This is a genomic window from Shimia biformata, from assembly GCF_016888515.1.
Taxonomy (GTDB): domain Bacteria; phylum Pseudomonadota; class Alphaproteobacteria; order Rhodobacterales; family Rhodobacteraceae; genus Shimia_A; species Shimia_A biformata.
Genome location: NZ_JAFEJK010000001.1, coordinates 1667762 through 1680469, shown reverse-complemented (window position 1 = coordinate 1680469; position 12708 = coordinate 1667762). Strand labels below are relative to the sequence as shown.

Genomic DNA, 12708 nt, shown 5'->3' with positions numbered 1-12708 from the left:
GTCCAGAAGGACAAGACTGCGACCATGAATTTGTTTTTGCAAGTGGGGTTCGCCGCCGCTTTCAGGGCGCGTCAAACTCGCGCCTTTCCCTGCGTCACCTGATAGTTTAAGGCTAAACTAAATCTGAAACCCGAGGCCGCACATGTCCGATAACAGCAATGAAACCCTGCGCCAGGCGGCGCTGTTCTATCACGAACATCCCAAGCCCGGTAAGCTTGAGATCCGCGCAACCAAGCCCCTTGCCAATGGCCGCGACCTGTCCCGCGCCTATTCGCCCGGCGTGGCCGAGGCCTGCCTTGAGATCAAGGACGACCCCGCCAACGCCGCCCGCTATACCGCGCGGGGCAACCTTGTGGCGGTTGTCTCGAATGGCACCGCGGTGCTGGGACTTGGCAATATCGGTGCGCTGGCGTCGAAACCGGTCATGGAAGGCAAGGCGGTCCTGTTCAAGAAATTCGCCAATATCGACTGTTTCGATATCGAGGTGGATGAAAAAGACCCCGAGAAACTGGCCGATATCGTCTGCGCCCTTGGCCCCACTTTCGGCGCGATCAACCTGGAAGACATCAAGGCACCCGATTGTTTCATTGTCGAAAAACTGTGCCGCGAACGCATGAACATCCCCGTCTTCCACGACGACCAGCACGGCACGGCGATTGTCGTCGGGGCGGCGGCAACCAATGCGCTGAACGTCGCGGGCAAGAAATTCGAGGACATCAAGATCGTCTCGACCGGGGGCGGCGCGGCGGGGATTGCCTGCCTGAACATGCTGCTGAAACTGGGCGTGAAACGCGAAAACGTCTGGCTGTGCGACATTCACGGGCTGGTTTACAAGGGCCGGACCGAGGACATGAACCCGCAAAAGGCCGAATATGCGCAAGACTCGGACCTGCGCACGCTGGATCAGGTCATCGACGGGGCGGACATGTTCCTTGGCCTGTCCGGGCCCGGTGTGCTGAAACCCGAGATGGCCGCCAAGATGACCGACAAACCGATTGTCTTTGCGCTGGCCAACCCGACGCCTGAAATCATGCCCGACGAGGTGCGCGCGGTGAAGCCGGACGCGATCATCGCCACGGGTCGCAGCGATTTTCCGAACCAGGTGAACAACGTCCTGTGCTTCCCCTTCATCTTCCGCGGCGCACTGGACGTGGGCGCGACCGAGATCAATGACGACATGGCCATCGCCTGCGTCGCCGGGATCGCGGAACTGGCCCGCGCCACCACCTCGGCCGAGGCCGCTGCCGCCTACAAGGGCGAACAACTGACCTTCGGGCGCGATTACCTGATTCCGAAACCCTTTGACCCGCGCCTTGTCGGGGTGGTGTCGGCATCTGTGGCAAGGGCGGCGATGGAGAGCGGCGTCGCCACGCGGCCCATCGACGACCTGACCGCCTATAAGCAGAAGCTGAACCAGTCGGTGTTCAAATCCGCGCTGCTGATGCGCCCCCTTTTCGAAGCGGCGCGCAAATCCGCGCGGCGGATCGTCTTTGCCGAAGGCGAGGACGAACGCGTCCTGCGTGCGGCGCAGGCGGTGCTTGAGGAAACCACCGAAACCCCGATCCTGATCGGCCGCCCCGAGGTGATCGAGGCACGTTGCGAACGTCACGGGTTGTCGGTGCGCCCGGGCCGGGACTTCGAGATCGTGAACCCCGAAAACGACTCGCGCTATCGCGATTACTGGACCTCGTATCACGAGTTGATGGAGCGTGACGGCGTCACCCCCGACATCGCCCGCGCGGTGATGCGCACCAACACCACCGCCATCGGCGCGGTGGCGGTTCAGCGCGGCGACGCGGATTCGATGATCTGCGGCACGTTTGGCGAATACCGCTGGCATCTGAACTATGTCACGCAGGTTCTGGGCCGGGACGGGCTGTCGCCGCATGGTGCGCTGTCCCTCATGATCCTTGAGGACGGACCGCTGTTCATTGCCGATACGCAGGTTCTGGAACTGCCCAACCCCGAAGACATCGCCCGCATCACGATAGGCGCGGCGCGGCATATCCGGCGCTTTGGTCTTGAGCCGAAAATCGCGCTGTGTTCGCAGTCGCAATTCGGCAACCACCGCGAAGGGTCCGGCAAACGACTGCGCGAGGCGATCGCGCTTCTGGACCGGAAGGGCTGTGACTTTACCTATGAGGGCGAGATGAACGTCGATACAGCGCTGGATGCCGATCTCTGCGCCCGCATCTTCCCCAATTCGCGCCTGAAAGGGGAAGCCAACTGCCTGATCTTTGCCCATGCGGACGCGGCATCCGGGGTGCGCAACATCCTGAAGATGCGCTCGGGCGGGCTGGAAGTGGGACCGATCCTGATGGGGATGGGCAACAAGGCCCATATCGTCAGCCCCTCGATCACGGCGCGGGGGCTTTTGAACGTCGCCGCGATTGCCGGCACGCCGGTGGATCACTACGGCTGATCCAATTCATGGCAGACGCCAAAGGGCCGCCGGACATGGTTTCGGCGGCCTTTTTCATGCCACCGGGCCAAGGCGTGAATTTACAACCAGCTCCCCCGTTTGTCCCGATTCTTTACAGATCAGATCGCTTTGCAGTAAAAAACTTCGCAACTTTGCAAACCCATCAGATTTTCGCAGCCAACCTATATTTGACCACTTGATTTGCAAAACTTTGCAACTCAAAACCACACACCTCTGCAAATTTTTCGCGATATTCTGCCACAGGCGGCACCATGACGCTTGCCGGTTGGCCCATCGCTCTCGTAACAAATTTGCATACCCCCGGAGGAGATTACGATGGCTTACAAAGACATTTACGAAGGCTGGAAGAAAGACCCCGAAGGCTTTTGGATGGACGCGGCCCAGGCGATTGACTGGGACCAGGCCCCGTCGAAAGCGTTGTTCGACAAGGGCGACAACCTTTTCGAGTGGTTTGCCGATGCCAAGGTCAACACCTGCTGGAATGCCGTGGACCGCCATGTGGAAGCGGGCCGTGGTGAGCAGACCGCCATCATCTATGACTCTCCCATCACCCACACCAAGCGCGAAATCTCTTTTGTCGAGCTGCGCAACCGCGTCGCGACGCTGGCCGGGGCGCTGCGGGCCAAAGGCGTGGAAAAGGGCGACCGGGTCATCATCTACATGCCGATGATCCCCGAGGCGCTTGAGGCGATGCTGGCCTGCGCCCGTCTGGGTGCGGTGCATTCGGTGGTGTTTGGCGGGTTTGCCGCCAACGAACTGGCGGTGCGGATCGACGACGCCAAGCCCAAGGCGATCATTGCGGCCTCCTGCGGGTTGGAGCCCGGTCGCGTGGTCCATTACAAGCCGCTTCTGGACGGGGCCATCGACCTTGCCACCCACAAGCCCGATTTCTGCGTGATCTTCCAGCGCGAACAGGAGGTGGCCGAACTGGTGCCCGGTCGTGACGTGAACTGGCACGGGTTCCAATACGGGGTCGAACCCGCCGAATGTGTGCCTGTCGAGGGCAACCACCCGGCCTATATCCTCTACACCTCGGGCACCACGGGCCAGCCCAAGGGCGTGATCCGTCACACCGCCGGGCAGTTGGTGGCACTGAACTGGACGATGAAGAACCTCTATAACGTCGAACCGGGCGACGTGTTCTGGGCCGCGTCGGACGTGGGCTGGGTCGTTGGTCATTCCTACATCTGCTACGGGCCGCTCATTCACGGCAACACCACCATCGTCTTCGAGGGCAAACCCGTCGGCACGCCGGATGCGGGCACTTTCTGGCGGGTGATTTCGGAACATAAAGTGAAGTCGTTCTTCACCGCCCCCACCGCTTTCCGTGCAGTGAAACGCGAAGACCCCAAGGGCGAGTTCGTCAGGAAATACGACCTGTCCTGCCTGAAGCAAGTCTATCTGGCCGGTGAACGCGCCGATCCCGACACCATCGTCTGGGCGCAGGACCAGCTGGGTGTTCCGGTGGTCGATCACTGGTGGCAGACCGAGACCGGCTGGGCCATTGCCGCCAACCCCCTGGGCATCGAGGAACTGCCAACCAAGCTGGGTTCGCCCACCGTGCCGATGCCGGGCTATGACGTGACCATTCTGGATGATGCAGGCCACCCGGTCGAACCCGGCACGCTGGGCGCGATTGCGATCAAGCTGCCCCTGCCGCCGGGCACCCTGCCGACCCTGTGGAACGCCGAGGACCGGTTCAAGAAATCCTACCTGACCACCTTCCCCGGATATTACGAAACCGGCGACGCGGGCATGATGGACGAGGACGGCTATGTCTACATCATGGCGCGCACCGATGACGTCATCAACGTCGCGGGCCACCGCCTGTCCACGGGCGCGATGGAAGAGGTGCTGGCCGGTCATCCCGATGTTGCCGAATGCGCCGTGATCGGCGTGACCGACCAGCTGAAAGGCCAGATGCCGGTTGGCTTCCTGTGCCTCAATGCCGGGGCGGACAAGGCGCATGACGATGTGGTCAAGGAAGTGGTGAAACTGGTGCGCGAAAAGATCGGCCCCGTCGCCGCCTTCAAGCTGGCCGTGGTGGTGGACCGGTTGCCCAAGACCCGTTCGGGCAAGATCCTGCGCGGCACCATGGTCAACATCGCCGATGGCACGCCCTACAAGATGCCGGCAACGATCGACGACCCGGCAATCCTTGACGAGATCAAGGAAGCGCTGCAAACCATTGGCTATGCAAAAGCCTGATACATCTCTGGCGGGGGCGGTGTGACGCCGCCCCGCCGCAGCGACCGGATCGCCGGAATCTGTGACTGGATCACCCATCATGGCGTGATCGGCACCCCGTTTGACACGTTGATCGAACCGTTTTGCGAGCGGCTTCTGGCCGCCGGCCTGCCGATCCTGCGCTGCAACCTGTCGATGCGCGCCCAGCACCCGACCATCGGCGGCGTGGCCTATCGCTGGAAACGCATCGAAGGCGTCCAGAACGAGGAATACATCCGCGACCCCAGTATCCAGACGGGCTGGGATGCCAGCCCGCTCAAGGTTCTGGTCGAGGGCGACGAGCAAGAGTTGCGCCGCCCCATCGCGCCCGACCTGCAACCCTTCGAATTCCCGATGTTCGACGAGATGCTGGCACAGGGCGCAACCGAGTATTTTGCCCAGCAACTGCGCTTTGTCGACCAGACCCGCAACGCGCCGGGACAAGAGGCCGACCCGGTCGCCAGCGCCATGGGGCTTCTGGCGTCATGGACCACGGACCGCGCCGGCGGGTTCGCGGAGGATGACATCGCCGACCTGCGCGCCATCCTGCCAGTTCTGGGGCTGGCGCTGAAATCCAACGCCAATTACCGCATGGCCCGCGACCTGCTCAGCGCCTATCTGGGCAATGACGCCAGCCGCCGGGTGATGCGCGGCGAAATCCTGCGCGGCACCACGGAACGGATCGGCGCGGTCATCATGATGTTTGACCTCTCGGGCTTCACCCGGTTGTCGGAAACGCTTGAGGGCGACGCGCTGATCGACATGCTGAACGACTATTACGGCATGGTGGTCGATCTGATCGAGGCGCGCGGCGGCAATGTGCTGAAATTCATCGGCGACGGTCTGTTGGCGGTCTTTGCCGACAATACAGAACTTGAGGCGGGCCGCGATGCGCTGGACACCGTTCTGGCAATCCGCGACGGCATGGCCGAAACCAACACCCGCCGCGCCGCCGAACAGCTGCCCGTGACGGGCTGTACCATGGCGCTGCATGCCGGTGACGTCGCCTATGGCAATATCGGCGGGCGCAACCGGCTTGATTTCACCGTGATTGGCCCGGCGGTGAACACCACCTCGCGGCTCTGTGGCATGTGCGCCCATGTCGATCAGCCGATCGTGATCTCGGCCCGCGTTGCGCGTCCGCACCTTCAGGCGCGTTCGGAACTGGTGTCGCTGGGCACTTACCGCTTGCGCGGCGTCGCGGAACGGCATGAACTGTTCACGCTGGATTGACGCGCGAAGGACTGACATGACCAATTCGAGACTGCCGGGTTTCCACAACCTGCCCCGCACTGCACGGCTGGACCGTGTCGCCGAAGCCACCGGCCTGCCCCAGGCCGACATTGACCACCTGACCGCAAGCGCCGCGTGTGACGGCGACCTGGCCGACCACCTCAGCGAAAACGTGATCGGCGTGATGTCGATCCCGCTGGGCGTGGCCACCAACCTGACCGTTGACGGGACGGACGTGCTGGTGCCGATGGCCACCGAAGAGGCTTCGGTCGTGGCGGCGGTCTGTAACGGCGCGCGGGCCTGCCGCGATGCGGGCGGCGTCACAACCGAGGCCGACCCGCCCCGGATGATCGCGCAGGTGCAGCTGTGCGACGTGCCGGACATGGCGGCAGGCATTGCGGCGCTGAACGCCGCGCAGGAACAGATCATCGCCGCCTGCAACGCATGCGACCCGATGCTGGTCCGGTTGGGCGGTGGCTGTGTCGAGATCGAACCACGTGTCGCGGGGCCGTTCCTCGTGGTCCACCTGATTGTCGATGTGCGCGACGCGATGGGGGCCAATGCGGTCAACACTATGGCCGAGAAAGTCGCGCCCATGCTGGCGCAGCTGACCGGCGGCACGGTGGGGCTGCGTATCCTTTCAAACCTCGCCGACCGCCGCCTTGTGCGTGCCCGCGCCGTGTGGCCCGCGGCGGTCATCGGCAACGACACGGTGGATGGCATCGTCTCGGCCTGGGCTTTCGCACATGCCGACCCCTACCGCGCCGCGACCCATAACAAGGGTATCATGAACGGCGCCTCGGCCGTGGCGCTGGCCACGGGCAATGACACCCGCGCGCTTGAAGCAGGCGCCCATGCCTTTGCCGCAAAGGATGGCTATGGCCCGCTGACCCGCTATCATAAGCTTGGAAATGGCGACCTGATGGGAGAGATCGAACTGCCCATGCCCGTCGGCATCGTCGGTGGCGCCACCCGCGCCCACCCCACAGCGCAGGCGGCGCTAAAGATCATGGGATCGCCCAATGGCGACCGTCTGGGCCGCGTGATTGCCGCCGTCGGGCTGATACAGAACTTCTCGGCCTTGCGTGCGCTGGCAACAGAAGGCATCCAGCGCGGTCACATGGGGCTGCATGCGCGCAACGTCGCGATCACCGCAGGCGCCACCGGAGACCAGATCGACCGCGTGGCACAGGCCATGATCTCACGAGGCGAAATCCGCGAGGACGTGGCGCGCAGCCTGCTGAGCGATACCTGACAACGGCATTTCCCTGGGGTTTCGCAGCAAACGCCGGGGGCTGACCCTGTTGTTCTGACGATGCGGCAACCGCCCCCGCGCGAAGGCATCAAGAGCGGGGCAAGCCTGCCGGGGGCATTTTGGGCCAATTTGTGTTATCATGGCGCAGGGGGGAAACGACATGTTTGATCTCGACACGTTCATCGCCGATTGCCGTTCCGCTGTCGACAAGGACCCGAGCCACAAGACCGTTGCAGAGCTGGTGCGGCGCGAGATGGCCGATCCGTCGGGCATTCTCAGCGCATTGGGCGAACCGACCGAGCCGGGGATCACGCCGCTCTATCAGTCGTCCGATCTGACAATCCTGAACCTCGCGTGGAAACCCTCGACGACGATCCCGCCCCACAACCATGAAATGTGGGCCGTGATCGGAATCTACGGAGGCCGCGAGGACAATATCTTCTGGCGCCGGATCAAGGACCACCCCGATGGGCTGATCGAAGCCGCCGGCGCCCGCGCCCTGACGACCGGCGATGTCTGCCCGATGGGGCCCGATATCATTCATTCCGTCACCAATCCGATTCCGCGGCTGACGGCGGCGCTGCATGTCTATGGCGGCGATTTTTTCGAAGCGGAGCGCAGCGAATGGGAGCCTGAGGGCCTGACCGAACATCAACTGGATATCGCACAGGTGCGTGCCCGCTTTTCCAGCTAGGCCCGCCCGGGAAGTGCGGCTCAGACGAACTGTTCGCGGATCAGCCGTTCTTCCAGCCCGTGACCGGGGTCGAACAGGATGCGGTGGGCGACGCTCATCTCGGACCGGATTTCGACCCGGACCACGTCGCGCACCGACCGGCTGTCGGCCTCGGCCATGACCGGGCGTTTGGCGGGATTGCGGATCTCGAAAACCACATTTGCCGATTTCGGCACCAGCGCCCCGCGCCAGCGGCGCGGGCGGAACGGTGCGATCGCGGTCAGGGCCAGCACATCCGACCCGATCGGCAGGATCGGCCCGTGGGCGGAATAGTTGTAGGCGGTGGACCCTGCGGGCGTCGAGATCAGCGCGCCGTCACAGACCAGCTCCTCCATCCGCAGCCGCCCGTCGATGGTGATCCGCAGCTTCGCCGCCTGCGGCCCCGCCCGCAGGACCGAGACCTCGTTGATCGCCAAAGCCTCGTGTTCGGTGCCGTCAACACAGGTGGCGCGCATTGAAAGCGGGTTGATGACCTCTTCCTCGGCGGCGATCAGGCGGTCGGGCAGGTCGCTTTCGCTGAACTCGTTCATCAGGAAGCCGACCGTGCCCCGGTTCATGCCGTAAACCGGCGTGTCCAGCGCCTGGGTGCCGTGCAGGGTCTGCAACATGAACCCGTCACCGCCAAGGGCCACGATCACGTCCGCCTGTTCCGGCGTGCAATTGCCATAGCGCCCGATCAGGGCGGCGCGGGCGGTCTGGGCGACCGGCGTCTCGCTGGCGAGAAAGGCGATTTTCTGCGTCATGTCCCTGCCCCGGCCCCGGCGTGACGGGCGGGGTCCTTATCTGCGGTTCTTGTTTCCGATCGAAGCACAAGTTCACCACATGCGCCACCCCTGACGCACTGATCGGTGCTTGCGTCGCTTTCGGCACTTTTCTTGGACGATCCTTTCCTTTACCAAGCCGCCAACCTCAATCCTGTTCAGGAGCGCGAACCCATGACCGCAGCCCCCCGTGACCCCGGTTTCTTCACCGAAAGCCTTGCCTCCCGTGATCCCGAGCTGTTCGGCTCGATCACCGATGAGCTGGGCCGCCAGCGCGACGAGATCGAACTGATCGCCAGCGAGAACATCGTCTCGGCCGCCGTGATGGAGGCGCAGGGCTCGGTGATGACCAACAAATATGCCGAAGGCTATCCGGGTCGGCGCTATTATGGCGGGTGCCAGTATGTCGACGTGGCCGAGCAACTGGCCATCGACCGCGCCAAGGAATTGTTCGGTTGCGAGTTTGCCAATGTTCAGCCGAACTCGGGCAGCCAGGCGAACCAGGGCGCGTTCATGGCGCTGATCCAGCCCGGCGACACGATCCTGGGCATGAACCTGGCCTCGGGTGGTCACCTGACCCACGGCGCCGCCCCGAACCAGTCGGGCAAGTGGTTCAACGCGGTGCAATATGGCGTGCGCAAGCAGGACAGCCGCATCGACTATGACGAGGTCGCGGCGCTGGCCAAGGAACATCAGCCCAAGCTGATCATCGCAGGCGGCTCGGCCATCCCGCGCCAGATCGACTTTGCCAAGTTCCGCGAAATCGCCGACTCGGTTGGTGCCTATCTGATGGTCGACATGGCGCATTTTGCCGGTCTCGTGGCAGCGGGCGAACATCCCTCGCCCTTCCCTTATGCCGATGTCGCCACCACCACGACACACAAAACCCTGCGCGGTCCGCGCGGCGGCATGATCCTGACCAATGACGAGGCGATCGCCAAGAAAGTGAACTCGGCCATCTTCCCGGGTCTTCAGGGCGGTCCGCTGATGCATGTGATCGCGGCCAAGGCGGTTGCTTTTGGCGAGGCGCTGCGCCCCGAGTTCAAACTCTATCAGCAGCAGGTGCGCAAGAACGCCGTGGCGCTGGCGGATCAGCTGATGAAAGGTGGCCTGGATATCGTCACCGGCGGCACCGACACCCATGTGATGCTGGTCGACCTGCGCCCCAAAGGCGTGAAAGGCAACGCCACCGAAAAGGCCCTGGGCCGTGCCCACATCACCTGCAACAAGAACGGCATCCCGTTTGACCCGGAAAAACCGATGGTCACCTCGGGCATCCGCCTTGGCACCCCCGCCGGCACCACCCGCGGCTTTACCGAGGTCGAGTTCCGCCAGATCGCCGACTGGATCGTCGAGGTTGTCGACGGGCTGGCCGCGAATGGCGAAGACAACAACGGTGCGGTCGAAGAGAAGGTAAAGGCAGAAGTCGCGGAACTTTGCGCGCGCTTCCCGCTTTACCCCAACCTCTGATCCACGTCGCACGCTGAAATCAGACCGCCGCCCCATCCCGGGCGGCGGTTTTTCTTTGCGCGGGAGTTCTCCCGCCCCTGACGGGTTGGGCATGGCTCACTTCGTGAGCCTGATTTGGGTATTTGGAACCAGTGAAGTGCTAGATTTCTTTTGGATTTGGTGTCTTGTTGTTCGGATGAACGAGCAGACCTCAAACACCCGCCGCATTGAACGCGCCCTTGGCGACTGGATGCGCGCCCGGCTTCCTTTCGCCATCGCCGAACTGGTGATGTTTTTCCTCAAACAGGGCTGGGCGGCGCTGTTTGGCGGGCTTCTCTTGATCGCGATGATCGTCACCGACCGGATCTGGCAGGAGGGCTGGGCGCTGGCGCGCTATGACGCGCTGTTTCTTTATGCGCTGGGGCTTCAGGTTCTGTTCCTTGCAACGGGGATGGAATCGATGCGCGAGGCGCGGGTCATCCTGCTGTTTCACCTCACTGGCACGGCGATGGAAATCTTCAAGGTCCATGCCGGAAGCTGGGCCTATCCCGGCGCGGGCGTTCTGAAGCTGTGGGATGTGCCGCTGTTTTCGGGGTTCATGTATGCCTCGGTCGGCAGCTATATGGCGCGGGTGATCCGGTCGTTTGACATGCGGTTTGCGCCCTATCCGCCGTTCTGGGCGACGGTTCTTCTGGCCACCGCGATCTATGTCAATTTCTTTGCCCACCATTTCCTGCCCGACATCCGCAACATCCTGTTCGTCGCCACGGTGGTCCTGTTCTGGCGCACCCGCATCTGGTTTCACGTCGGGGTGCGGGATTACTGGATGCCGCTGCCGCTGGCCGCCTTCCTGTCCAGCGTCTTTCTGTGGCTGGCCGAGAATGTCGGCACCGCAACCCGCATCTGGCTCTACACGGGACAGACACCGGGCGAATGGGTGTCGCTGGCCAAGATGGGCAGCTGGTACCTGTTGCTTTATGTCAGCTTCGTCACCGTGACCGTGGTGTTCCGCGATGCGCTGTCATCAAAACCGCTTACAGAAACCCGCGCTGTACCAGCACGATCACCAGCAGTGTCGCCACCGCAATCAGGTTGAACACCACCATCGCCGCGGTCGACAGGATCAGCCCGTTGCGGCGGTCCTTCGGGTCGATCTTTTTCAGATGGGCCATCACGTCCCTATACGCGGCCTCGACCGCGCCCTGATCCGTCATCATCCGAAGCTTGGGATGCTGCGCGCGGGCCAGGGCATCGGTGAACACCCGCGCCTGTTCTTGCAATCTTTTGGGCACCCGGCGACCGATCTTGCGCATCGCGCCCTCGGCCGATTGCGCGCTGACGCCGAATTTCTCCTGCGCCAATTGGCACAGGGCCTGTTCCTTGCGGTCCAGATCGTCGGGGGTCAACATAAGGCGCTCCGTCTTGGCATTGACCACTCTAGCGGGACTGGTCGCGGGGCGGCAACCGGGTTATGGACATTCCATGCTGAACCTCATCGAAACCGGTATCGAGACCGACAAACCCACCCTCTTGATCGCGCACGGGCTTTACGGCTCGGCCCGCAATTGGGGGGTCGTTGCCAAACGCCTGTCCGAGGACCGCCGCGTGGTGGCGCTGGACCATCGCAACCATGGCGACAGCCCGCGCGAGGACAGCCAGTCCTACGCGGACATGGCGGCAGACATTGCCGAAGTCATCACCCATTTTGGCGCGCCCGTCGACCTTCTGGGCCATTCCATGGGGGGCAAGGCATCGATGGTGACGGCGATTGAACATCCCGAATTGCTGCGCTCGCTGATTGTTGCCGATATCGCGCCCGTGGCCTATTCCCACAGCCAGGTGCAGTTCATCGACGCCATGCGCGCGGTTGATCTGAACAGGGTCGAAAAGCGCTCGGATGCGTTGGCCATGCTTGAGCGTGCCGGGGTCGAGGACCCGACGCTGCGGTCCTTTTTCACGCAATCGCTGGACCTGAAACAAAAGCGCTGGCGGCTGAACCTGGATGTGCTGGAACGTGACATGCCGGGCATCCTTGGCTTCCCCGATCTGGATGGACAGTTCGACGGCCCCACCCTGTTCCTGTCGGGCGCGCAATCGGACTATGTGACCGACGCCCACCGCCCGGCCATCAAGACCCTGTTTCCAAAGGCGCGCTTTGCCCGGATCAATGGCGCCGGCCATTGGCTGCACGCCGAGAAACCGGCGGAGTTCATCGCCTCGGTCCGTCACTGGCTGCACCGGATCGACGCTGCCTAGCCGTCTTCGTAGATCTTCTTTGCGATCAGGTAAGCCACGGGAAAGGCGGCCAGAAAGCCAATCAGCGCAAATCCCAGAATCGCGGTCACCGTGGTCATCCCGGTGGTCAGGGCCAGGATGATTCCGACGCCCGACAGGGTCGATCCGATGAAAAGATGCAGAATGGATGCAAGCCGGAACATGGCGGCCCCCGGGTGTTGACGACAGGCGGCACACTAGCGCGGTTGCGACCCCGAACCATGATCCACGTCAACCCGCCAGCCCCCGGCCGCCGCATCTGGAATGCATCTGGATTGGCGGCGCATTCATGTCCGGGGACTTGCGCGGGAAACCAACGAGGATTAGGACAAGA

At 63.0% G+C, this 12708-nt stretch carries 11 protein-coding genes; 8 read left to right on the top strand and 3 right to left on the bottom strand.

The window, feature by feature from the left end:
- Positions 1 to 142: 142 nt before the first annotated feature.
- The 5 genes from JQ863_RS08105 (at position 143) to JQ863_RS08085 (ending at position 7851) form a co-directional block, all read left to right on the top strand.
- On the top strand, positions 143 to 2422 hold the full coding sequence (locus JQ863_RS08105) for an NADP-dependent malic enzyme (RefSeq protein ID WP_204113788.1): 2280 nt from the start codon (positions 143 to 145) through the stop codon (positions 2420 to 2422).
- Positions 2423 to 2758: 336 nt separating this feature from the next.
- Positions 2759 to 4651, top strand: a complete 1893-nt coding sequence (prpE, locus tag JQ863_RS08100) for a propionate-CoA ligase PrpE (protein WP_204113787.1) — start codon at positions 2759 to 2761, stop codon at positions 4649 to 4651.
- 21 nt (positions 4652 to 4672) lie between these two features.
- A complete protein-coding gene (locus JQ863_RS19595; RefSeq protein ID WP_204113786.1) occupies positions 4673 to 5902 on the top strand; it encodes an adenylate/guanylate cyclase domain-containing protein in 1230 nt (409 codons plus the stop codon).
- Positions 5880 to 7157, top strand: coding sequence for a hydroxymethylglutaryl-CoA reductase, degradative (locus JQ863_RS08090; RefSeq protein WP_275411517.1), 1278 nt, complete (start codon positions 5880 to 5882; stop codon positions 7155 to 7157). The genes JQ863_RS19595 and JQ863_RS08090 overlap by 23 nt, the downstream gene beginning before the upstream one ends.
- 160 nt (positions 7158 to 7317) lie before the next feature.
- Complete coding sequence (locus tag JQ863_RS08085; RefSeq protein ID WP_204113784.1) at positions 7318 to 7851, top strand: cysteine dioxygenase family protein; 534 nt, start codon at positions 7318 to 7320, stop codon at positions 7849 to 7851.
- A gap of 20 nt (positions 7852 to 7871) precedes the next feature.
- Here JQ863_RS08085 and JQ863_RS08080 read toward each other — a convergent pair whose 3' ends face one another.
- Positions 7872 to 8633 (bottom strand): NAD kinase, encoded by a 762-nt coding sequence (locus tag JQ863_RS08080; protein ID WP_204113783.1) that lies wholly within the window; start codon positions 8631 to 8633, stop codon positions 7872 to 7874.
- A 192-nt stretch (positions 8634 to 8825) separates the two neighbouring features.
- Between JQ863_RS08080 and glyA the strand changes: the two genes are divergently transcribed.
- Both glyA and JQ863_RS08070 read left to right on the top strand, forming a co-directional pair.
- Positions 8826 to 10121, top strand: coding sequence for a serine hydroxymethyltransferase (gene glyA / locus JQ863_RS08075; protein WP_204113782.1), 1296 nt, complete (start codon positions 8826 to 8828; stop codon positions 10119 to 10121).
- 175 nt (positions 10122 to 10296) lie between these two features.
- On the top strand, positions 10297 to 11196 hold the full coding sequence (locus JQ863_RS08070) for a DUF817 domain-containing protein (RefSeq protein WP_239113235.1): 900 nt from the start codon (positions 10297 to 10299) through the stop codon (positions 11194 to 11196).
- On the opposite strand, the gene JQ863_RS08065 is transcribed toward JQ863_RS08070, so the two are convergent.
- Positions 11135 to 11509, bottom strand: a complete 375-nt coding sequence (locus JQ863_RS08065) for a hypothetical protein (RefSeq protein ID WP_204113781.1) — start codon at positions 11507 to 11509, stop codon at positions 11135 to 11137. The two genes, JQ863_RS08070 and JQ863_RS08065, sit on opposite strands and share 62 nt — an antisense overlap.
- A gap of 73 nt (positions 11510 to 11582) precedes the next feature.
- Here JQ863_RS08065 and JQ863_RS08060 point away from each other — a divergent pair, with 73 nt between their 5' ends.
- Complete coding sequence (locus tag JQ863_RS08060) at positions 11583 to 12356, top strand: alpha/beta fold hydrolase (RefSeq protein WP_204113780.1); 774 nt, start codon at positions 11583 to 11585, stop codon at positions 12354 to 12356.
- Here JQ863_RS08060 and JQ863_RS08055 read toward each other — a convergent pair.
- A complete protein-coding gene (locus tag JQ863_RS08055; protein WP_204113779.1) occupies positions 12353 to 12538 on the bottom strand; it encodes a CTP synthetase in 186 nt (61 codons plus the stop codon). The two genes, JQ863_RS08060 and JQ863_RS08055, sit on opposite strands and share 4 nt — an antisense overlap.
- Positions 12539 to 12708: the final 170 nt, after the last annotated feature.

Coding starts and splice junctions, on each gene's coding strand:
- JQ863_RS08080 (WP_204113783.1), bottom strand. CDS start 8,633: ATGACGCAGAAAATCGCCTTTCTCGCCAGCGAGACGCCGGTCGCCCAG.
- JQ863_RS08085 (WP_204113784.1), top strand. CDS start 7,318: ATGTTTGATCTCGACACGTTCATCGCCGATTGCCGTTCCGCTGTCGAC.
- JQ863_RS08065 (WP_204113781.1), bottom strand. CDS start 11,509: ATGTTGACCCCCGACGATCTGGACCGCAAGGAACAGGCCCTGTGCCAA.
- JQ863_RS08060 (WP_204113780.1), top strand. CDS start 11,583: ATGCTGAACCTCATCGAAACCGGTATCGAGACCGACAAACCCACCCTC.
- JQ863_RS08090 (WP_275411517.1), top strand. CDS start 5,880: ATGAACTGTTCACGCTGGATTGACGCGCGAAGGACTGACATGACCAAT.
- JQ863_RS08105 (WP_204113788.1), top strand. CDS start 143: ATGTCCGATAACAGCAATGAAACCCTGCGCCAGGCGGCGCTGTTCTAT.
- prpE (WP_204113787.1), top strand. CDS start 2,759: ATGGCTTACAAAGACATTTACGAAGGCTGGAAGAAAGACCCCGAAGGC.
- JQ863_RS08070 (WP_239113235.1), top strand. CDS start 10,297: ATGAACGAGCAGACCTCAAACACCCGCCGCATTGAACGCGCCCTTGGC.
- glyA (WP_204113782.1), top strand. CDS start 8,826: ATGACCGCAGCCCCCCGTGACCCCGGTTTCTTCACCGAAAGCCTTGCC.
- JQ863_RS08055 (WP_204113779.1), bottom strand. CDS start 12,538: ATGTTCCGGCTTGCATCCATTCTGCATCTTTTCATCGGATCGACCCTG.